The 19,519-nt window shown below is 62.4% G+C and carries 29 protein-coding genes; 20 read left to right on the plus strand and 9 right to left on the minus strand.

Features of this window, described 5'->3' with window-relative positions; genetic code table 11:
* Positions 1-191: 191 nt before the first annotated feature.
* The 5 genes from FJ977_RS34945 to FJ977_RS34965 all read left to right on the plus strand — a co-directional run bounded on the left by FJ977_RS34945 (position 192) and on the right by FJ977_RS34965 (position 3,525).
* Entirely contained in the window at positions 192-1,718 is a 1,527-nt protein-coding gene (locus tag FJ977_RS34945; protein WP_140777238.1) for an ABC-F family ATP-binding cassette domain-containing protein, read from the plus strand.
* A 107-nt stretch (positions 1,719-1,825) separates the two neighbouring features.
* Positions 1,826-2,212, plus strand: coding sequence for a nuclear transport factor 2 family protein (locus tag FJ977_RS34950; protein ID WP_140777240.1), 387 nt, complete (start codon positions 1,826-1,828; stop codon positions 2,210-2,212).
* Between the two features lie 94 nt (positions 2,213-2,306).
* Positions 2,307-2,489, plus strand: a complete 183-nt coding sequence (locus FJ977_RS34955) for a hypothetical protein (protein WP_140777242.1) — start codon at positions 2,307-2,309, stop codon at positions 2,487-2,489.
* A gap of 163 nt (positions 2,490-2,652) precedes the next feature.
* Positions 2,653-3,069, plus strand: coding sequence for a glyoxalase/bleomycin resistance/extradiol dioxygenase family protein (locus FJ977_RS34960; RefSeq protein WP_140777244.1), 417 nt, complete (start codon positions 2,653-2,655; stop codon positions 3,067-3,069).
* A gap of 102 nt (positions 3,070-3,171) precedes the next feature.
* Positions 3,172-3,525, plus strand: coding sequence for a DUF1428 domain-containing protein (locus FJ977_RS34965; protein ID WP_140777245.1), 354 nt, complete (start codon positions 3,172-3,174; stop codon positions 3,523-3,525).
* 241 nt (positions 3,526-3,766) lie between these two features.
* Here the strand turns inward: FJ977_RS34965 and FJ977_RS34970 are convergent, their stop codons facing one another.
* Positions 3,767-5,545: a sulfotransferase gene (locus tag FJ977_RS34970; RefSeq protein ID WP_181180169.1), complete on the minus strand. Its 1,779-nt coding sequence runs from the start codon at positions 5,543-5,545 to the stop codon at positions 3,767-3,769.
* A gap of 43 nt (positions 5,546-5,588) precedes the next feature.
* On the minus strand, positions 5,589-5,813 hold the full coding sequence (locus tag FJ977_RS34975; protein WP_140777247.1) for a hypothetical protein: 225 nt from the start codon (positions 5,811-5,813) through the stop codon (positions 5,589-5,591).
* 327 nt (positions 5,814-6,140) lie between these two features.
* On the opposite strand from FJ977_RS34975, the gene FJ977_RS34980 reads away from it, so the two are divergent.
* The 6 genes from FJ977_RS34980 to FJ977_RS35000 all read left to right on the plus strand — a co-directional run bounded on the left by FJ977_RS34980 (position 6,141) and on the right by FJ977_RS35000 (position 8,333).
* A complete protein-coding gene (locus FJ977_RS34980; RefSeq protein ID WP_140777249.1) occupies positions 6,141-6,347 on the plus strand; it encodes a cold-shock protein in 207 nt (68 codons plus the stop codon).
* A gap of 169 nt (positions 6,348-6,516) precedes the next feature.
* On the plus strand, positions 6,517-6,786 hold the full coding sequence (locus FJ977_RS34985) for a hypothetical protein (protein WP_140777251.1): 270 nt from the start codon (positions 6,517-6,519) through the stop codon (positions 6,784-6,786).
* On the plus strand, positions 6,783-7,049 hold the full coding sequence (locus FJ977_RS34990; RefSeq protein WP_140777253.1) for a hypothetical protein: 267 nt from the start codon (positions 6,783-6,785) through the stop codon (positions 7,047-7,049). Before FJ977_RS34985 ends, FJ977_RS34990 begins: the two co-directional genes overlap by 4 nt.
* Positions 7,050-7,090: 41 nt before the next feature.
* Entirely contained in the window at positions 7,091-7,228 is a 138-nt protein-coding gene (locus FJ977_RS36085; protein WP_181180170.1) for a hypothetical protein, read from the plus strand.
* 94 nt (positions 7,229-7,322) lie between these two features.
* Positions 7,323-7,541 carry a hypothetical protein gene (locus FJ977_RS34995; protein WP_140777255.1) on the plus strand — a complete coding sequence of 73 codons (219 nt, stop codon included), beginning with the start codon at positions 7,323-7,325 and terminating at the stop codon, positions 7,539-7,541.
* Between the two features lie 174 nt (positions 7,542-7,715).
* Positions 7,716-8,333, plus strand: a complete 618-nt coding sequence (locus tag FJ977_RS35000) for an NAD(P)H-dependent oxidoreductase (RefSeq protein ID WP_140777257.1) — start codon at positions 7,716-7,718, stop codon at positions 8,331-8,333.
* Positions 8,334-8,349: 16 nt separating this feature from the next.
* Here FJ977_RS35000 and FJ977_RS35005 read toward each other — a convergent pair whose 3' ends face one another.
* Positions 8,350-8,763: a Kazal-type serine protease inhibitor gene (locus FJ977_RS35005; protein ID WP_140777259.1), complete on the minus strand. Its 414-nt coding sequence runs from the start codon at positions 8,761-8,763 to the stop codon at positions 8,350-8,352.
* A 1-nt stretch (position 8,764) separates the two neighbouring features.
* Here FJ977_RS35005 and FJ977_RS36090 point away from each other — a divergent pair, with 1 nt between their 5' ends.
* The 4 genes from FJ977_RS36090 to FJ977_RS35020 all read left to right on the plus strand — a co-directional run bounded on the left by FJ977_RS36090 (position 8,765) and on the right by FJ977_RS35020 (position 10,632).
* A complete protein-coding gene (locus FJ977_RS36090) occupies positions 8,765-8,914 on the plus strand; it encodes a hypothetical protein (protein WP_181180171.1) in 150 nt (49 codons plus the stop codon).
* A gap of 352 nt (positions 8,915-9,266) precedes the next feature.
* Positions 9,267-9,479, plus strand: coding sequence for a cold-shock protein (locus tag FJ977_RS35010; protein ID WP_006202520.1), 213 nt, complete (start codon positions 9,267-9,269; stop codon positions 9,477-9,479).
* 324 nt (positions 9,480-9,803) lie between these two features.
* Positions 9,804-10,016 (plus strand): cold-shock protein, encoded by a 213-nt coding sequence (locus tag FJ977_RS35015; protein WP_008877668.1) that lies wholly within the window; start codon positions 9,804-9,806, stop codon positions 10,014-10,016.
* A 187-nt stretch (positions 10,017-10,203) separates the two neighbouring features.
* On the plus strand, positions 10,204-10,632 hold the full coding sequence (locus FJ977_RS35020) for a BA14K family protein (RefSeq protein ID WP_140777261.1): 429 nt from the start codon (positions 10,204-10,206) through the stop codon (positions 10,630-10,632).
* Between the two features lie 149 nt (positions 10,633-10,781).
* On the opposite strand, the gene FJ977_RS35025 is transcribed toward FJ977_RS35020, so the two are convergent.
* The 3 genes from FJ977_RS35025 to FJ977_RS35035 all read right to left on the minus strand — a co-directional run bounded on the left by FJ977_RS35025 (position 10,782) and on the right by FJ977_RS35035 (position 12,915).
* Positions 10,782-11,420: an MBL fold metallo-hydrolase gene (locus FJ977_RS35025; protein ID WP_140777263.1), complete on the minus strand. Its 639-nt coding sequence runs from the start codon at positions 11,418-11,420 to the stop codon at positions 10,782-10,784.
* Positions 11,421-11,561: 141 nt separating this feature from the next.
* Positions 11,562-11,876: a hypothetical protein gene (locus FJ977_RS35030; protein ID WP_140777265.1), complete on the minus strand. Its 315-nt coding sequence runs from the start codon at positions 11,874-11,876 to the stop codon at positions 11,562-11,564.
* 145 nt (positions 11,877-12,021) lie between these two features.
* The gene (locus FJ977_RS35035) at positions 12,022-12,915 is read right to left on the minus strand and encodes a branched-chain amino acid aminotransferase (RefSeq protein ID WP_140777267.1); all 894 of its coding nucleotides are present in this window, start codon (positions 12,913-12,915) and stop codon (positions 12,022-12,024) included.
* A 261-nt stretch (positions 12,916-13,176) separates the two neighbouring features.
* Between FJ977_RS35035 and FJ977_RS35040 the strand changes: the two genes are divergently transcribed.
* The 4 genes from FJ977_RS35040 to FJ977_RS35055 all read left to right on the plus strand — a co-directional run bounded on the left by FJ977_RS35040 (position 13,177) and on the right by FJ977_RS35055 (position 17,223).
* On the plus strand, positions 13,177-13,710 hold the full coding sequence (locus FJ977_RS35040; RefSeq protein WP_172348963.1) for a MarR family transcriptional regulator: 534 nt from the start codon (positions 13,177-13,179) through the stop codon (positions 13,708-13,710).
* On the plus strand, positions 13,697-14,416 hold the full coding sequence (locus FJ977_RS35045; RefSeq protein WP_115142172.1) for a response regulator transcription factor: 720 nt from the start codon (positions 13,697-13,699) through the stop codon (positions 14,414-14,416). The genes FJ977_RS35040 and FJ977_RS35045 overlap by 14 nt, the downstream gene beginning before the upstream one ends.
* A 147-nt stretch (positions 14,417-14,563) precedes the next feature.
* Positions 14,564-15,979 (plus strand): ATP-binding protein, encoded by a 1,416-nt coding sequence (locus tag FJ977_RS35050; RefSeq protein ID WP_140777271.1) that lies wholly within the window; start codon positions 14,564-14,566, stop codon positions 15,977-15,979.
* Between the two features lie 221 nt (positions 15,980-16,200).
* On the plus strand, positions 16,201-17,223 hold the full coding sequence (locus tag FJ977_RS35055; RefSeq protein WP_140777273.1) for a glycosyltransferase family 1 protein: 1,023 nt from the start codon (positions 16,201-16,203) through the stop codon (positions 17,221-17,223).
* A gap of 293 nt (positions 17,224-17,516) precedes the next feature.
* Here FJ977_RS35055 and FJ977_RS35060 read toward each other — a convergent pair whose 3' ends face one another.
* The 3 genes from FJ977_RS35060 to FJ977_RS35070 form a co-directional block, all read right to left on the minus strand.
* Positions 17,517-17,876 (minus strand): tRNA-binding protein, encoded by a 360-nt coding sequence (locus FJ977_RS35060; protein WP_140777275.1) that lies wholly within the window; start codon positions 17,874-17,876, stop codon positions 17,517-17,519.
* A gap of 17 nt (positions 17,877-17,893) precedes the next feature.
* A complete protein-coding gene (locus FJ977_RS35065; protein ID WP_013893499.1) occupies positions 17,894-18,394 on the minus strand; it encodes a YbjN domain-containing protein in 501 nt (166 codons plus the stop codon).
* A gap of 344 nt (positions 18,395-18,738) precedes the next feature.
* Positions 18,739-19,041 carry an accessory factor UbiK family protein gene (locus FJ977_RS35070; protein ID WP_140745441.1) on the minus strand — a complete coding sequence of 101 codons (303 nt, stop codon included), beginning with the start codon at positions 19,039-19,041 and terminating at the stop codon, positions 18,739-18,741.
* A gap of 215 nt (positions 19,042-19,256) precedes the next feature.
* Between FJ977_RS35070 and FJ977_RS35075 the strand changes: the two genes are divergently transcribed.
* Positions 19,257-19,490: a BrnA antitoxin family protein gene (locus FJ977_RS35075; RefSeq protein WP_019860643.1), complete on the plus strand. Its 234-nt coding sequence runs from the start codon at positions 19,257-19,259 to the stop codon at positions 19,488-19,490.
* Positions 19,491-19,519 lie beyond the last annotated feature (29 nt).

A 19,519-nucleotide genomic window follows, 5' to 3' on the forward strand; every position in this document is an offset into this window, starting at 1 on the left:
ACCATCGTCAGCGTGGCCCGATTTCTGCCCTGCGAGCTAGCTTGCAGGGCTGACCAGGGACGGTCCGGGGTTTTTCCCGCTTCGATTTTTTGGTCTGCCCTTCGTGGTGCGCAACGCCGAGCCTGATGGCCAGCACGTGCACCGTCAAAGTGCATCCGGAGATGTCTCCGGCAAGACCAGAGAAATCCAAAATGGCCCTGATCAGCCTCAAATCCCTCGGCGTCACCATGAGTGCGCCGCTTTTCGCTCACCTCGACCTCACCATCGGCACTGGCGACCGGCTCGGCATCGTCGCCGCCAATGGCCGTGGCAAGTCGACCTTGCTGAAATGCCTGACCGGCGAGATGGAACCGACCTCCGGCGACATCACCCGCACGCGCGGCCTGCGCGTCGGCCATGTCGAGCAGGCCGTTGCCCCTGCCCTGCTCGGCCGCACCTTCCATCAGGTGGTGGCCGACGCCTTGCCGCCGGATCAGGCCGACAGCGAGATGTGGCGCGTCGACGTGGTGCTGGATTCGCTCGACGTGCCCGAACCGATGCGCGAACGGGAAATGCGGGCGCTGAGCGGCGGCTGGCAGAGGCTGTCGCTGATTGCCCGCGTCTGGGTCACCGATCCCGACGTGCTGCTGCTCGACGAGCCGACCAACCATCTCGACCTTGCCCGCATCAGCCAGCTGGAAGGCTGGCTGAACGCCCTGCCGCGCGAAGTGCCTGTTGTCATCGCCAGCCACGACCGCGCTTTCCTCGACGCCACCACCAACCGGACGCTGTTCCTGCGGCCGGAGCAGTCGCCGGTGTTCGCGCTACCCTACTCCCGCGCCAGGCAGGCGCTCGACGAAGTCGACGCCTCGATGGCACGCAAGTTCGAGCGTGACATGAAGGTCGTCCAGCAGTTGCGAAAACAGGCCGCCAAGCTCAACAACATCGGCATCAATTCCGGCAGCGACCTTTTGACGGTGAAAACCAGGCAGCTCAAGGAACGGGCGGAAAAGCTGGAAGAGGCGGCGGTATCAGCGCATCGCGAGAAATCGGCCGGCGCAATTAAACTGGCCAATCGCGGCACCCACGCCAAAGTGCTGATCACGCTCGACGACGCGGCGGTGGAAACGCCGGACGGCACGCTGCTGTTCAGGACCGGCAAGCGCCACATCTGCCAGGGCGACCGCATCGTGCTGCTCGGCCGCAATGGCGTCGGCAAGTCGCGCTTCGTCAGCCTGATCCGCAACGCCATCGCCGAACCCGACACGGTCGCGAATGTGAAGGTGACCCCGTCAACGGTACTCGGCTACAGCGACCAGGCGCTGTCGGGCATCAGCGGCGACGACACGCCGCTGGCGATGGTGTCGCGCCGCTACGATGTCGGCGAACAGCGCGCCCGCTCGCTGCTTGCCGGCGCCGGCGTGGTGATCGAGATGCAGGAGAAAAAGATCGGCGTCCTGTCCGGCGGGCAGAAGGCGCGGCTGATGATGCTGGCGCTAAGGCTCGCCAACCCCAACTTCTACCTGCTCGACGAGCCGACCAACCATCTCGATATCGATGGCCAGGAAGCGCTGGAGGAAGAATTGCTCAAGCACCAGGCCAGCTGCGTCCTCGCCTCGCACGACCGCTCCTTCATCCGCGCCATCGGCAACCGCTTCTGGCTGATCGAGAAGCGGCGCCTGACCGAGGTCGAAGACCCTGAGGACTTTTTTTGCGAAGTGGCTGAAGCGGGTGATTAAGGCGATGCCTCGGCCGAGCCGGCATTCGAGCTTGCCGGCTCGCACTTTCCCGCCAGCCGAAAAAGGCGCATCCTGAAGGTTCCGCAAGCCGAGGGAGGAGACCGGTCATGCGCGCGGTGGACGTCGTCAAAACCCTTTATGATGCCTATGCGAAACGCGACATCGTGGGCGCGCTGGCCCACTGCTCCGACGATGTCGTCTTCCGCTGGGTTGCCGAACCGCAGGCGCCTTATATCGGAACGGGCAACGGCAAGCAGGAATTCCTTGCCCGCCTCATGGCGCTCGACGGTGATTTCGAATACCGGAACTTCGTCCCGGTGGAGATTATCGACGGTGGCGACAAGGTCGCGGCGCAGGTCGAAATCCATTTGACGCGAAAAACCACCGGCAAGGAATTCGTCATGCGCGCCGCCAACTTCTGGACCCTGCGCGACGGCAAGGTCATCGAGATGGTGGAGTATTACGACACGGCGCTGGCCGCCTCGGTCATCTGAAATAATTTCGACGACCTGTCGGATCGCCTGAACCTGCCTCGTCCTTGGGATGCCTACACGATGATGCCGGCATCAACCCAGGGAGAACCTTGTCATGTCCGTCCTTTCATCCATCGGTCGCATCGCAACCCAATATGCGGCGGCACGTGCCCGCCATCGCAGCGAACGCATCCTGCTCTCGCTGCCAGCCGAACTGCGCAAGGACATCGGCTTTCCGGAACTCTTCGACGCGCGGAACAGCCGTCGTGCAACCACCTTCACGACCAAGGTCATATGACCGCGGCCAGCCTGTCCATGCGATTGTCGCTCAAAACCTCCGGTTGCCCGGTGTGTCCGGGCCCGGCCCGCTAAAAAATTTTCGCGGCCGTGTAGAATTGCCGTCTCCTCGTGCGTCCTAGGCTTTGCAAGGCCAAGCCAAACGCAAAGAGGAGCAAGAAGACATGACCGACCAGACCCCACCACGAGCCGAAGTGCTTGGCGGACTGACCCCCTATCTGCAGGTCGACGGCGCCATCAAGGCCGCCGAATTCTACAAGAAGGCATTTGGAGCCGAGGAAGTCTTTGCCTATCCGGCCGACGAAAGAGGCCGCACCATGCACATCCACCTCCACATCAACCGCTCGACGCTGATGCTGGGCGACGCTTATCCCGAACACGGCCACCCGCATAAGGATGCGCAGGGCTACACGCTGCAGCTCCATCTCGACAACGACGATATCGACGCCTGGTGGCAAAGCGCCGTCGATGCCGGCTGCGAAATCGTGACGCCGCTGCAGGTGATGTTCTGGGGCGACCGCTGGGGCCAGGTGAAGGATCCCTTCGGCGTCGCCTGGGCGATGAACGCGCCAGTGAAATAGGTTCCCTGGCGAGCAGGCGTCGCCCGACAGGGCCGACGCGCTCACCGCGCCGGGTCGTACCCCCGCCGACCCGGCGCTCATTTTTCAACAGAGGAGTTTATCATGTCCTATGTCGATGGTTTCGTGCTTGCCGTGCCAAAAGCCAAACTCGACGATTATAAGAAGCTCGCCAACCTCGCGGGCCCCATATGGATGGAACACGGCGCGCTGGCCTATGTCGAATGCATCGGCGACGACGTGCCCTATGGCGAGGTGACTTCGTTTCCACGTGCCGTTCAGGCAACGGACGACGAGATCGTCGTCTTTGCCTGGGCGGTCTATGAATCCAGGCAAAGCCGCGATGCGGTGATGGCCAAGGTGATGGCCGACCCGCGTTTGACACCCGACTGGGGCCCCATGCCCTTCGATATGAAGCGCATGATCTTCGGCGGCTTCCAGCCGTTCATCGAGCTTTGAGCAGCTGAGCCCTCTCAGCTTCGTCATCCACGGGCGGAGCAGCCGCGAAGCGGCGTCGCGAAGATCCGAGGATCCATGCCGCGACCTCGATCGAAGGACGCAGCTGAGCAGAATTCTGTACCGTTTTCAAGGCTTTAACGTCGCGGCATGGACCCTATGGTCTGCGCCGCGTCGCTTTGCTCCTTGCTCCGCCATAGGATGACGAAACGGCGAGGGCTCCGGCCCATCGGCGAACGATGCGCTAATCCAGCCTATCCAACAGCGGCTTCAGCCGATCGCCATAGCGTTTCCACAGATCGACCGAGCCTTGATACATCGGCTGGCGCACCTGCGCGGCGGAAGCCGTGCGCACCGGCCGGTCGGTATCGTGGAAGGACAGCACGGCATCGTCCCATGGCAGGCCGAGATAATCGATGAGGGCCCGGCTCTGCCCTTCCTGATCAGCGACGAAATCCTCGTAGCGCACATCATGCACGACGCCGGGCAGAACGCTGTGCCAATGCGCCATGATGTCGGTGTAGAGATTGTGGAAGTCGGCGAGTTCGCCCAGATCGTAGCCGTAGCGGTGGCTGTCACCCCGGAAATGCACCTTGTAGATCGACAGGCAGGTTGCCGCCGCATCGCGGGCGCAGTGGATGATCCTGGCCTTCGGCATCATCATGTGGATGAAGCCGATAAGCAGGAAGTTGCCCGGCATCTTGTCGGTGACATGGCTGATATGCGGATAGCGGGCATGCAGCATGTCGAGATAGGCTTGGCCTGCCGCGGCAAAATCCGAATCGTCCACGTCCGATACACCCCAGGGGAAGCCACCCGGCATGGTCGACGGGAACTGATTCCCGACCACCTTCTTCAGGATGCTGAGCTCGCCCGCACCATAGACCTTCGGATGGCTGGCGATGATCTGTTCGACCAGCGTCGTGCCCGAACGCGGCATGCCGACGACGAAGATCGGCGCATCATCGGTGATTGGGCTCGGTCTGTGCCTTTGGAAGAAGCCGGCATCGAACACCGTCTTCATTGCCTCGAAATCCGCACGCGTCCTGACGGGATCGTAGTTGATAACCTTGCGGCGAATAGCATTGCCTTCGGCGAAATAATCGAACGCCCTGTCATAGTCCTTCAAATCGTCATTGGCCTTGCCGAGGCCGAAGGACAGCTGCATGCGTGCCAGGCTGTCCTGCGGCGCCTTGGCGTGCTGGGCTTCCATGCCGGCCAATTCGGCATCGCGCTCCTTCTGGCGCTTGACCTGCGTCAGCATCAGCCAGGCCGTGGCCATGCCGGGATTGATCGCCAGCGCCTGCCGGAACAGATCGGCCGCTTCGTCGAGCTTGCCCTTTTCCATCAGCCCGACGCCGAGCCCGTGCAGCAGGTCGGCATCCTTGGGGCGGATGGTCAGCGACTCGCGAAAAGCCGCCAGCGCCTCATCCAGCCGCCCGGCTTCCTGCAGGGTTTCGGCAAGCCCGATGCGGGCGCGCACATGGAATGGATTGCGCGCGACCGTGCCGCGATAGATCTCTTCGGCCTCCTCGAACTGGCCGAGCTGATTCAGCGACGAGCCGAGATTGTCGCGCGCCGCGAGCTGGTCCGGCCGCAGATCGACCGCGCCACGGAAGAAATCGATGGCCGCGGCAACGCGGCCGAGGTCGCGCATCACCGTGCCGAAATTGTTGAGGAAATCTGGATTCGTGGGCTGCAGGCTCACGGACTGTTCGAGGAGATCCAGCCCTTCCTCACTGCGTCCGGTCTGATGCAGCAGCAGCCCCAGGAAATGTGCCGCGGCGGCGTGTCTGGGCTGACGCGCCAACACCTGCCGGTAGATTGACTCAGCCTCTTGCCGGCGCCCTGCCTGGTGCAGTTGCAGCGCCTGCTGTACATACTGGTCGAGGCCCAGCGGCGGTTGTCCGCCCGCGCCAGACCTGGCTCCCGCACCCGCCGCTCGTCTCTGATCTCTGTTAATGGGAAACCTGCCGTGTTTGTCCGCCTCCCGCGATCTAGGCCATTGGCGCGGCAGGTTCAAGTCTCCGTGTGGTTCCGCGGCCTTTCCATCGCCATGAATGCGATCAGATCAGGCGGTTGGTCTCGGCGACCTGTCTGGCCCGCCTTATGGTGCCAACGGTATCTGCGATCGTTCGCCTTGCCGCCTCATCGCTTCTGATGGTCAGCCGTGCCGACTTGACGATCATAGGCTGGCCGGTCGGGCCAACGGCAATGGCGTGTATGGTGCCCGGCTTGGCGATAGGGTTGATCGCGACGGTCTTCCCTCTTGAGCCTCTTGTGGAATTCATGGTTTTTGTCCTCATTTCGGAGTAACTAAAATGACACGCAAGCGAAATACCGTTGCGAATTTTCAATATTTTTTGGAAATGATCTGAACGATAGCAGAATTGTGCGAATATTCATAGCGATCTGTTTTTCGATCCAAGTCGGAAAATTTCAGAAATCTACTTGAATAGACAGCCATATCGCTATATATAACGGACATCGTTTTGGCCAGAATTGGCATCTCGCGGCGTCAGAGGTTCTCGACCCGCCAAATCTCATTCCAAATCGTTGCTACCGGACGCGCCGCACCTTCGCCGCGCGACGATCTCTCAATACGCGAAAGACTGGATATGAACACCGGAACCGTGAAGTTCTACAATGGCCAGAAGGGCTTCGGCTTCATTCAGCCGGCCGATGGCGGCAAGGACGTTTTCGTCCATGTCAGCGCGCTGGAGCGCGCCGGTTTCCCGGGTCTTGCGGAAGGCCAGAAGCTTCAGTTCGAACTGGAGCGTGACGGCAAGGGCCGCGAGTCGGCCGCCAATCTGCAACTGATCTGATCAGGCCGAATTCGATGAATGCTGACCACGGATGTACTGGCAGCTCTCGAAAGAGGCTTATTTCCAGCGCTTGCCGGAAATAGGAAAGCGGGGCTTGTCCCCGCTTTTTTTGCATTCAGGCAGCGGTTTTACCTGACGCCCAACGCGTGGGCACATCAAGGCCAGGACAATGTCGGACCGAACCACCCATTCCATCGCGCATTTCGCTGCCCGCTTCGTGCTTGGCGGACTGGAGGGGCCGTTGCCGGCCGGCGACTACGACATCGATCAGGACGAAGAACTGATCGAGGGCGTGTCGCGCATTGCCTGGCGCCGCGTCGCCACTTTCATTCACCTGCCGGCAAGGGCGGTGAAGAACCCGAACACCAGCCAGCTTGTCGCCATCGACCACCTCGAACTCGAAAACGCGCTGAAGCGCGACCGGGAGAATGCAGCATGATCCGTTTCCAGCAGAATGCGCGCCCGCGCACAGACACACCCTCGCATCTCTTCGCCATCGGCCAGACCGTGCGCATGAAAGGCCGTGGCGGCCTCCTCCTCAAGACGGCCGAACTGTTCGAGATCAAGAGCAGGCTGCCGGTCAAGGACGGCTCGCCGCAATACCGTATCCGCAGTGACCAGGAGACCCACGAACGGGTCACCACGGAAGACAATCTCGAACCGGCCGGCAATCCGGTGGTTGGCAACAATCCGGCGGCCTGAGACCTCAGCAACGTCAGACAACCCGCACGAGGAGAGACAATATGGCCAAGGGCCAACAGCGCAGCAACCGCGAAACACGCAAACCCAAGAAGGACAAGGTGGTGGCCAAGCCTGCCTCTCCGTTCGGCTCGTCGGTCAAGCAGGCCGAGAGCAGCCTGAAGCCAAAATCGAAAGGCTGACAGCTTGGGGTGCCTCGAGCGCCCCAGCCCTGCTCCGAAGCAGGCGACGAACTGACAAAAAGGGACCTTGCCAAGTCCTGCCACGGAGGCTTGCTTGAACTTCGTCATCGAGTTCTATCGGTCGCGCGACGCCGAGGAAGCAACGCTCGACAGGGTGTCACTGGAAGCACCGACGCTACGCGCCGCCCTGCAGGGCGCGGCCGCTCTGTTCCATAGCCTGGCCATGCCGCAAATCCCCGACCGCCTGCGCATTTCGGATGAGCATGGCAGCGAGCTTTATGCCGGTCCGGCCGACGGAGCGTATCCGGTCTAGCGCATTTCACCGAAACGGCGAGCCGCTCCAACTCTTTGTTTCGACGCAACTCCGGACGGAAGACCGTTCACACTTTTCCTGGAATTGCTCCAGGCAGCCACACCTGCATCATTGCCGCGCAACCGCAACCGGCCCGCGACGTTGACCCTGCACATCGACACGCAGGAGCCGCCAATGTCCCTCACCGCCTTTGCCATCAACTGTTCCCTGAAAGCCTCGGGCGACAAGGAAAAATCCTCCACCGACAAGATCGTCGCCGATCTGCTTTCGGCGCTCAAGCCGCATGGGGTGAAGGGCGAGGTCGTGCGCGCCCTCGATCACGACATCAAGGCCGGTGTGCTCTCCGATATGGGCAAGGGCGACGGCTGGCCCGCCCTGCGCGAGAAAATCATCTCCGCCGATATCTTTATCCTCGGCCTGCCGATCTGGATGGGCCAACCCTCCAGCGTCGCCAAGCGCGTCATGGAGCGCATGGACGCTTTCCTCTCCGAAACCGACGACAAGGGCCGTATGCCGGCCGCCGGCAAGGTCGCGCTGGTGGCGATCGTCGGCAACGAGGATGGTGCGCACCATTGCCATGCCGAATGCTTCCAGGCGCTCAACGATGTCGGCTTCACCATACCGGCCAATGGCGGCGTCTACTGGGTGGGCGAAGCCATGGGCGACGTCAACTATGTCGACCTGCCGGCGACCCCCGAAAAGGTCGCCGGAATGATCGAGATGGCGGCATCAAATGCGGCACATCTGGCTGCCCTGCTGAAGGGCAAAGCCTATATCGGCGTGGACAAGTAACGGAGTTCCCGCCTCCTCAGCATGGCCCATCGCCGACAATGCGGTAGTCCGCGGCACGGGCTTCGCAGGCATTGGGGAAGCTGCGCGTCTCGCCGTGGCGGCGGGCGCAGACCGGAGCGTATTCGCGGGTGCAGAACGTCTGCTCTCCCCCGCCGCCGCCGCCACCACCGCCGTCGCGGCAAGGACCGTCGCGCACGATGCGGTAACCGGCGCGGTCGGCAAGGCAGGCATTGGCGAAGGTCTGGCGATCGCCGCCGCGCCGGGCACAGACCGGTTCGTATTGCCTCGTGCAGAATTGCGGTTCGGGACGCGGCGGGCGTGGACGAGGCCCCGGCCCGTCATCGACGACGACGGTACAGGCGGCCAGCAGCGCCGATAGGAACAGGACGGCAAACCCTTGCCGCGAAAAGACTGACGCCAGGAATTTCATGATGATCTCTCCCTCGATCCCATCCCCGATCGCGATCCTCGCCATTCGCTTTTCAAATGCAACCCCGTTCGCGGCTATCCACACGGCAATCGGCATGGTTGGCCATGGCGGGCATTCGATCGCACCGCTGGCCACCCTGGCCCATGCGTGACCCCGTCCGTGGGCCGATGACCGCCCGGCCAAGCAGGCCTATCTGCGGCCGGTCGACGCTCAGATCGGTCGATTCTTGCGTCGGGATGCGCCCAGTGTGGCGGCCCGCGGCGCTATCTTGCAACCTTCACGTTTCCGTGCGATAAATTCCGTGTTCGGGCATTTGCGACCCGGAGAGCGGAACGTTTTGGACGACCTTTCCCCGATACTGTGAATCTCTGACGGCCCCGTTTTCGGCGGGGGGTTTGACCATGCGCCAATGCATGACTGCCGAAGCAACCACCGGGAACTGCCCTCGACGCCAGGTGGCGGGCAGGACCACCAAAGACTGAACGGGTGAAGGAGTTTCCCCAATGGCCCAGACCGGCACCGTTAAATTCTTCAACGCGACCAAAGGCTTCGGTTTCATCACGCCCGACGGCGGCGCCAAGGACGTGTTCGTCCATATTTCCGCGATCGAGGCATCGGGCCTGCGCACGCTCGTCGACGGCCAGAAGGTCACCTTCGACGTCGAGCCGGATCGCATGGGCAAGGGCCCGAAGGCGGTCAACCTCCGCGCTGCCTGAACCATCGGCACGCCGCGCGTCCTTGAGGGCGAGCGAACGAGGTTCCAGAGCTTGCCCAGCCTCTGGGCACGCAGACAGATTCTGAAAGGCGCGGCGGTTTTCGTCGCGCCTTTTTCATGCCTGCGATGCAGCATGAATGCATGTCGCCTCAAAGTGGATCCGGGTTTGGATCGACGACATGCATCATAACAAGGGCTTAAAGCGTGACGCGCTTTAAGTGCCTAAAAAACTTTCTCTTGCCGATGACGCTAAAATAAAGGACAAATTTCCTCTCGGGCATTTGCCGGCCCGAGACTGGAGTTTATGGGATCAAAGGAGCTTCCCATGCCGCAGACCGGCACCGTCAAATTCTTCAACCATGCCAAAGGCTTCGGCTTCATCACGCCTGACGATGGCGCGAAGGATGTCTTCGTCCATATTTCGGCCGTGCAGGCGTCGGGTCTTCCCGGTCTCGAAGATGGGCAGAAAGTAACATTCGACACCGAGCCGGACAAGCGCGGCAAGGGGCCCAAGGCCGTCAACCTGTCGGTGGGCTGAGCCGACTTCACGCTGTCGGCTCCGGCAGGGCGGCCCAGCTCATTTCGAGCGTGGTTCTTGACGCCCTCTCGGACAGGCGGGGCGAAATCCGTTCAGCCTCCGTTCAGCCACGGTCGCATATTAGTCTTGGGTAAAGCCGGACCGCATCCCCTGCAAAACTGCACGGCCCGGTACGAAGGAGACCAAGATGAACAGAATTTTCAAGACAGCCGTGCTGTCCGCCGCCATGGCCGCGACCATGCTCGTGGCCCTGCCCGCGGCCAATGCCGATGAGTGGCGCCATCACCGCCACCACGGAAACGGCGACGCCATTGCCGCCGGCGTGCTTGGCCTCGCAGCCGGCGCCCTGATCGGTGGCGCGCTGGCCAATGACCAGCCACCGCCTTACGCTGACCGCTATTACGATGACGGTTATTACGATCGTGACGTGCGGATCCGCCCGGCTCCGATCCGCCGCTACTATGCGGAGCCGCGGGTGGTCTATGCCGATCGCTATGCCGAACCGTGGACGCGTGACTGGTACGAATACTGCTCGGACCGCTACCGCACCTTCAACTCCCGCACCGGCACCTTCACCGGCAATGACGGCGAGCAGCATTTCTGCACTGCCAACTAAGTGCATGTCGCCCAAAAGTGCGCAGCGGTTTTGGGACAACGACTTGCACCAAACAAAGCGCGAAAGCGCTTAGGGCTTCCCTGCCCCAGAAAAAAAGCGCTGACCGCAAGGCCAGCGCTTTTTTATCGGGCGCCCGGATGTGTTGAAATTCAGGTCAGGAATGGATTGGTCCTGCGCTCCTCGCCAAAGCGGCCACCGGGACCGTGGCCGCAGATGAAGCCGATATCGTCGCCCAGCGGCAACAGCTTGTCCTTGATCGAGGCGATGAGCGTCGCATGGTCGCCGCCCGGCAGGTCGGTGCGGCCGACCGAGCCCCGGAACAGCACGTCGCCGACATGGGCGAACTTGGCCGCGCGGTTGTAGTAGACGACGTGGCCCGGCGCGTGGCCGGGACAATGCAGCACCTCGAAGACGTGGCCGCCGAACGACACGGTCTCGCCCTCGGTGAGGAACCGGTCGGGCACACAGTCGCGTGAGCCGACAATGCCATAGCGCTTGCCCTGGTTCTCCAGATTGTCGAGCAAGGGCTTGTCGGCTTCGTGCGGACCGATGATGTCGATGCCGAGCGCCTCCTTCAATTCCATGGCACCGCCGGCATGGTCGATATGGCCATGCGTGATCCAGATTGCCTCGGCCCTGATCGCATTGTCCTTCAGCACCGCCAACACCTTGTCGATGTCGCCGCCCGGATCGACGACGACACCACGCTTGTCGTCCATGTCGAACAGGATGGTGCAGTTCTGCTGAAACTGAGTGACCGGCACGATACCGGCATTGAGCTGACCCATGATCGTCCTTTCGTATCCCTGTCGTGATGTAGAGGTGCCGGTGAAACGCGTCCACCCCTCGAAAGACGAACAGTCAGTCGTCTGAAGAACAGAAATGGGCGGCCGAAGCCGCCCATTTGAACAAACCTGAGACCGTCAGGCTTACTTCTTCATGGCGCCCATGACCGCGCCGATGATGCCGGTCAGGATCGCGCCGCCGCCGGCGCCACCGACGATGTTCTGCAGGTTAAGCGAGCTGCCCAGCCCGCTCGTCGCCGCCGCGGCCGCAGCGGGATCAATCCCGTGGCCGAGCAGGCTGCCCAGGATCGCCGCACCGCCGACGCCGCCAACGGCTCCACCCAGGATTTTGGGAAGCTGCCCCAGCGCCGCCGTCTTGATTGCCGCGCCGACCGCCTGACCACCGATGATGCCCGTAATGATCTGGATGATGATCGGAAGAAGCGTGTTCATGTCCATATGATTAGTCCCTCCATAGCTGCCAGCCTCCCGGGCCGACACCATCATGAGACGCCGAATTGGATGAAAGTCAAATGCAGAAACGCTGAAATAAAAGGGGCGGCTCGAAAACCGCCCCTGCTTGCGTGAAAAGCTGTGACTATCGTTATTCTGCAGCGATCGCGTGCTTGGGCTGAACCGCGGCAGAATAGTCGTTCATAAGGTTCTTGGCGATTTCGCCGACCTCGAATCGGTAAGGGCCGATCTCCGAAACCGGCGTTACTTCCGCCGCCGTTCCAGTCAGGAAGCATTGCTCGAAGCCTTCGAGTTCTTCCGGCATGATGGCGCGTTCGATCACTTCCAGGCCGCGATCCTTGGCCAGGCCAATGACCGTGCGGCGGGTGATGCCGTCGAGGAAGCAGTCGGGCTTGGGCGTATGGATCTTGCCGTCCTTGACGAAGAAGATGTTTGCGCCCGTTGCCTCCGCCACTTGCCCGCGCCAGTCGAGCATCATGGCGTCGGCATAGCCCTTTGCTTCGGCTGCATGCTTGGACATGGTGCAGATCATGTAAAGGCCGGCGGCCTTCGACCGCGACGGCGCCGTGCGCGGGTCGGGCCGGCGCCACTCCGCCACGTCGAGGCGAATGCCCTTCAGCTTCTGCGCCGGATCGAAATAGCTCGGCCACTGCCAGATGGCGATGGCGACGTTGATGCGGTTGTTCTGCGCCGAAACGCCCATCTGCTCGCTGCCGCGCCAGGCGATCGGCCGGACATAGGCGTCCTGGAAGCCCTGCTTCTTCAACAGCGTGGCCGAGGCGTCGTTGAGCTCGGCGACCGAATAGGGAATCTTGAAGCCGAGCAGGCGCGCCGATTCATGCAGGCGCTCGGTGTGCTCGTTGAGCTTGAAGATCTCGCCGCCATAGGCGCGCTCGCCCTCGAAGACCGCGCTGGCGTAGTGCAGGCCGTGGGTCAGCACGTGGATCTTGGCGTCGCCCCATTGGACGAACTCGCCATTCATCCAGATGAAGCCGTCCAGTTGGTCGAAGGGAACGGATGCCATGGTAACCTCCCGCGGGCCACGGCCCGCATATCTCAGTGTCGTTGCGTGTTCTTTTTGGCCGCGCCATGCGATTTGAGACGCCGGCCGGTGTCTCGAAGCGTAGGCGGATAATCGCGCTCTGGCAAACTCAGGAAATTCCGGAAAAAACCGGCCTGACTTGCCTTTTCGTTCGCAATCCGCCCAAAAGCTTGTCAAAAATTACCATTGCAGGGAAATTACGTCAATAGTACTGACATAATCTCCCGTTCCCATGGAGAAATGATGACGGATCGAAGCCCTTCTGCCGGAAAACCGATCAGGACCGCGATGTCAGTCGAGGACGGCATCGACTTCGCCATCATCGAACTGTTTTTCTTCGCCTATCGCGACTTCACCTCCGATCCCGACCAGATACTGGCCGACTATGGCTTCGGCCGTGCCCACCACCGGGTGCTGCATTTCGTCAACCGCAGGCCGGGCCTGACGGTCGCCGAACTGCTCGACGTGCTGAAGATCACCAAGCAGAGCCTGGCGCGGGTGCTCAAGCAACTGATCGACACCGACCATGTCGTGCAATTGCAAGGCCCGCGCGACCGCCGCCAGCGCGAGCTCTACCCGACAGCCAAGGGCCGGGCGCTGGCGCTGGCGCTGGCGCGGCCACAGTCGCGCCGCATCCGTGCTGCATTGGAAGATTCCGGCGCCGCCGAACGGACCTTGGTGGAACGCTTCCTCGAAGCGATGGTCAATCCGGAACTGAGAGCTCAGATCGACGTTGGGTCCGCAAAAATGTCAGGGAAAAGCCATGGAGAGCACTGAGAGGGTCGATCAGGCGGCCGCACCGGACGACGACGCGCCGCATCTGCTTGTGGTCGACGATGACACACGCATCCGCAATCTTCTCAAGCAGTATCTGACCGAAAACGGCTTTCGCGTCACCGTCGCCGGCAATGCCGGCGAAGCCAGGCGCAAGCTCGCCGGCCTCGATTTCGACCTGCTTGTACTCGATGTCATGATGCCCGGCGAAAGCGGCGTCGATCTCACTAAATCGCTGCGCGCCGAAAAGAACGTGCCGATCCTGATGCTGACCGCACTTTCGGAGACCGACAGCCGCATCTCCGGACTGGAGGCCGGCGCCGACGATTACCTGCCCAAGCCCTTCGACCCGCGCGAGTTGATCCTGCGCATCAACAACATCCTGCGCCGTGGCGGCCCGGCGACGACGCCCAAGGTCGAACAGCTGGTCTTCGGTCCCTACACCTTCCAGATCGCCAGGCGCGAACTGAAGCGAGGCGGCGAGGCGCTGAAGCTGACCGACCGCGAGCAGGAGATCCTGGCGATCTTCGCGGCGCGGGCCGGCGAGACCATCCCGCGCCACGAACTGGTCGGCGACGATTCGGAAGTCGGCGAGCGCACCATCGACGTGCAGATCAACAGGCTGCGCCGCAAGATCGAGCGCGATCCGTCCAACCCCGTCTGGCTGCAGACAGTGCGCGGTATTGGGTATCGGCTCAGCGTGGAATAGAATGGCGGCCGCGGCTCTGGAGCATGATCCCGAAAAGTGGGAACCGGTTTTCGGAAAAGATCATGCTTCAACAAAGAGTTGGATCAGTAAGGCGATTGAACCAGACGTCGTTCTGATCTAGTGCCGTGGACGAAATGAAAAGAGCCAATGGCGACGACGGAACTGGAAGAGCCGGGGCCTGACGGCTTGAGCGCACGCGCCACGCGAGCGCTCAAGGCGGTGCCGCGCATCTGGAACCGGTTCTGGCGCCTCGTCTCGCTTTACATGCCCAAGCGCCTCTATGCGCGCTCGCTGATCATCGTCATCGCGCCGATGATCCTTTTGCAATCAGTGGTCGCCTTCGTTTTCATGGAACGCCACTGGGCAACGGTGACGCAGCGCCTGTCGCAGGCCACCGTGCGTGACATAGCCGCCATCATCGACCTGATCGAGACCTACCCGCACGACGCCGATTACGCCAACATCATCCGCATCGCGCAGGACCGCATGCAGTTGAAGGTCGATTTGCTGCCGCCGGATCCCTTGCCACCGCCCGGCCCGAAACCGTTCTTCTCGATCCTCGACGACGTTCTCTCGGCCGAGATCACCCGCCAGATCAACCGGCCGTTCTGGATCGACACGGTCGGCAATTCCAACATCGTCGAGGTGCGCGTCCAGCTCGAAGGCAAGGTGCTGCGCGTCTTCGTGCGCCGTAGCCAGGCCTATGCCTCCAACACCCATATCTTCCTGATCTGGATGGTCGGCACCTCGCTGGTGCTGCTGATGATCGCCATCCCCTTCCTGCGCAACCAGATCCGGCCGATCCTCACGCTCGCCGAGGCCGCCGAAAGCTTCGGCAAGGGCCGGCCGATGCCGCGCGATTTTCGCCCGCGCGGCGCCGAGGAAGTCCGCCGTGCCGGCTTTGCCTTCATCCAGATGCGCGAGCGCATCGAGCGCCAGATAGAACAGCGCACCGCCATGCTGACCGGCGTCAGCCACGACCTCAGGACCATCCTCACCCGCTTCAAGCTGCAGCTGGCGCTGGCCGGCGGCAAGACCGAGACCAAGGCGGCGCTCAACCAGGACATCGATGACATGCAGTCGATGCTGGAAGGCTATCTCGCCTTTGCCCGCGGCGAAGCCTCCGAGGACCCGGGACGTTTCGATCTCGAGGCTTATTTCCAGAAGCTCGGCGAGGAAGCCGCCCTGCGCAAATGCAAGCTGTCGACGACGCTTTCCGGCGACCCGACGGTGCATGTACGGCCAAACGCCTTCGCGCGGCTGCTGTCCAACGTCATCGGCAACGCATTCCGCTATGCCAAGACGGTGGAGGTCAATGCCAACCACGGCCGTGGCTCGCTTGTGGTCACCGTCGACGACGACGGTCCCGGCATTCCGGTCGACAGGCGCGAGCACGTGTTCAAGCCCTTCGTGCGGCTGGACGAGGCCCGCAACCTCGATGCCAGCGGCACCGGGCTCGGCCTGTCGATCGCCCGCGACATCGCCCGCAGCCATGGCGGCGACATCACCCTCGACGACAGTCCGCTCGGCGGCCTGCGCGCGGTCATCAAGGTCCCGGCCTAGGCGAGCCCAAGTACCAGGCGAAGCATCAGGCTTCATCCGCCCGTCATGAAATCATGGTGAAGAGCGCGCATGAAGCGCGCGACCACACTTGATTCGGCCCAACCGCCTCACTTCGACCCCGTGCCCACCCGGGTGCGCTGGAGCGAAGCGAGGGCGGCAGGCTGGTCGCCGTTCCGGCATCGTCTCAAGGCAATCGTCGACCTTTCCAGCAAAGGGCCGCCATGCGCATATTGATGGTCACCGACGCCTGGCGCCCGCAAGTCAACGGCGTCGTCCACACGCTGGAGCGGCTCACCGAAACGCTCAAATCCTTCGACGTCGCGGTGGATTTCCTGACGCCCAACATCTTTCGCACGCTGCCCCTGCCGACCTATCCCGACATCCGCCTGGCGCTGACCACGCCCGGCCATGTCGCGAAGCTGATCGACGGCTACAAGGCCGACCACGTCCACATCGTCACCGAGGGGCCGCTCGGCATCATGGCACGCCGCTATTGCCGCAATGCCGGCCGGCCATTCACCACCAGCTATCACACCCGCTTCCCCGAATATCTGAGCGCCCGCCTGCCGGTGCCGGAGAGCTGGGCCTATCGCTGGCTGCGCGATTTCCACAATTCCGGCCAGGGCACGCTGGTGGCCACCCAGTCGCTCGCCGACGACCTTTCGGCGCGCGGCTTCAACAAGCTGAGGCCATGGACGCGCGGCGTCGACACCGACCACTTCCGTCCCGACAAGAGGAAGGATCTCGGCTTCCCCGGCCCGGTGTTTCTCTGCGTCGGCCGCGTCGCCATCGAAAAGAACCTGCCTGCCTTCCTCGACCTCGGCCTGCCCGGCAGCAAGGTGGTGGTCGGCGAGGGTCCGGAGCTTGCCAAGCTCAAGGCGCGCTACCCCAACGCGCATTTCCTTGGCCACCGCCCCAATGACGAACTGGCGGAGATCTACGCCTCGGCCGACGTCTTCGTCTTCCCCAGCCGCACCGACACGTTCGGCAACGTCATCATCGAGGCGCTGGCCAGCGGCACGCCGGTCGCCGCCTATCCGGTGACCGGGCCGATCGACATTGTCGGCGACGGCTTTGGCGGCGCGGTCTCGAACGATTTGCGAGAAGCCTCGCTTGCAGCGCTCAACGTCAGCCGCGACCAGGCCCGCGAACGCGCCATGCGCTACAGTTGGAAAGCCTGCGCGGAGATGTTCATGGATACGGTCGAGGAAGCGCTGGGTACAACGCGCAAGCTGGCGGCCTGAAGCCTGGCGCACAGGATGCCCCCCTCCTTCGTCATCCACGGGCGGAGCGTCGGCGAAGCCGGCGCGCAGACCCGAGGATCCATTCTGTGGCCTGCAAGTGTCCGCTCGGTGAAGAATCTGCGGGCCATGAGAAGCCCCGAAAACGTTCATGAAGACGACGTTCTGGGCCGCCTCACTCTTCGGCCACCGTCGCGGCATGGATCCTCGGGTCTGCGCGTACGCTTCGCGCCCGCTACGCCCGTGGATGACGAAAGCGTGTAACGCGCGACGACCGTAGCTGGCGGCGACGAACCCTAGAACAGGCGCCCGCCGTCCGGCACCTTGCGCTCGATGGCGCCCAGCACCACGGCGCCCTCCTCGTCGGGAAAACCGAGCGTCAGCACTTCCGACATGAACGGCCCGATCTGGCGTGGCGGGAAATTGACCACCGCGAACACCTGTCGGCCGACCAGCGTCTCCGGCGCATAATATTTGGTGATCTGCGCCGAGGATTTCTTCACCCCGATGTCGGGTCCGAAATCGATCTTCAGCTTGATAGCCGGTTTGCGCGCTTCCGGAAACGGTTCGGCCTCGACGATCGTGCCGGCGCGGATGTCGACACGATCGAAATCGGCAAAACTGATCTCGGGCTTACGCTCGCGGCTTGAACTCATTTCGATACTACCAAGGTTCAAGCGTTGCCGTAGGTCTCGAACAGCACACCCGCCAGCGCATCCTTGGCCGAGGTTCCCGACCAGACGACGAACTGGAAAGCCTGGAAATAGCATTCGCAGGCTTCCAGCGCCGAGGACAAAAGCACCTCGACCTGCTGGCTCGACGGTTCGACCCCACCGGCCAGCAGCAGCGACTGGCGGAACATGATCGCGCCCTCCTGCTCCCAGAGGTCGAAATGACCGAACAGCATCTGTTCGTTGATCAGCGACAACAGCCGCATCACTTCCAGCGCACGGGTCTCCGGCACCTTGATGTCGAAGGCGCAGGCCAGATGCAGCGCTTCGAAATCCTCCATCCAGGAGAATGAGACGTGATAGTCGGTCCAGCTGCCAGCGACCGAGATCGAAATTTCATCATCGCCGGCCCGTTCGAAGGACCAGTCATTGTTGTGGGCCACCTGCTCGATAACATCCACCGGATGGATTTCGCGGGAGAATTCGAGTTCGAGAAGTTCCATGGAATGCTTCCTGTCGTTCTGAGGAGCGCCGCCACACGCTCCGCGGGAGGGCACACACAACGAACAATCTGATCTAGAACTCGGACGGCCAGGACTTTCTTCGCGCTAAAGACTACTTCTCGACGCAAAGACCCCAGACCGGACCCCACCGCCCGGCCGCATGACCCTGCTCCGAATCATGCAACAAATTCAGTCTATTGATCGGGAGTCGCGTGAACAGCCCAATTTTTCGCACTGCGTCATTCGCATGTGGAAAGGCGCTGTCACAAAGATTCATGCAATGCCGTTAAGCGATTCACGGCAAAGCGCTTTTCAAGCTCGGACTATGTGGAAAAGTTTAACGATTATTTTTTTGCGCGGGGCTTCGCCGCCGCCGCTGGTGCGGCATCGCCGGCCAGTTCGGCGAGCCTGGCCTCGAGCGCCTCGATGCGGGCGGCAAGGCGGGTATTCTCGTCCCGGGCCTTGGCGGCCATCTCGCGCGCGGCCTCGAATTCCTCGCGCTGCACCACGTCCATCGAATTGAGGATACGCTCCGCCTGGCCCTTGAAGGCGGTCTCCACTTCGCGCCTTACGCCCTGCGCGGCCCCGGCTGCGTCGGTCATCAGCTTGGCGAATTCATCGAGAATGCGGTTCGGTCCGGTCGACATGGCAAATCCTCGCTTGCTCGGAATGACGTAGTGGCGCGGGGCGAGGAATGCAAGAACGTTGAGGGCTGGTGCGGCCTCTGCGTTGCTATGGCGCATGGGCGCTGCCATGCCGGCGGGAAGCTCTCGAACCGACCCAAGCTATACTTGAGAACGCCAAATCGCCTATGGTGTTGTCGTCTCCTATTGCATCAGAACGCTCCACTCAGGGTCACCCAATGGCAACGCCCCCGCGCCGACCGACAAATCCGTTCGCAGCCGCCGAAGCGGCCTTCAAGCCGGTCAAGAAGCCGGCAGCGCCAGTTCGCGAACCCTCGACCGCCCCGAATGTCCGCGAGCTTGTCTCGATCCGAATCGACCGGGCGGTGCTCGACCATTTCCAGGAAGACGGGCCCGGCTGGCAGGACAGGATCAACGACGCATTGCGGCAATGGGTGGCCGCCAAGGGGTGAGTTGACCACGCACGGCGCGACGGCTCGCA

Source organism: Mesorhizobium sp. B2-1-3A (genome assembly GCF_006442655.1).
Lineage (GTDB): Bacteria > Pseudomonadota > Alphaproteobacteria > Rhizobiales > Rhizobiaceae > Mesorhizobium.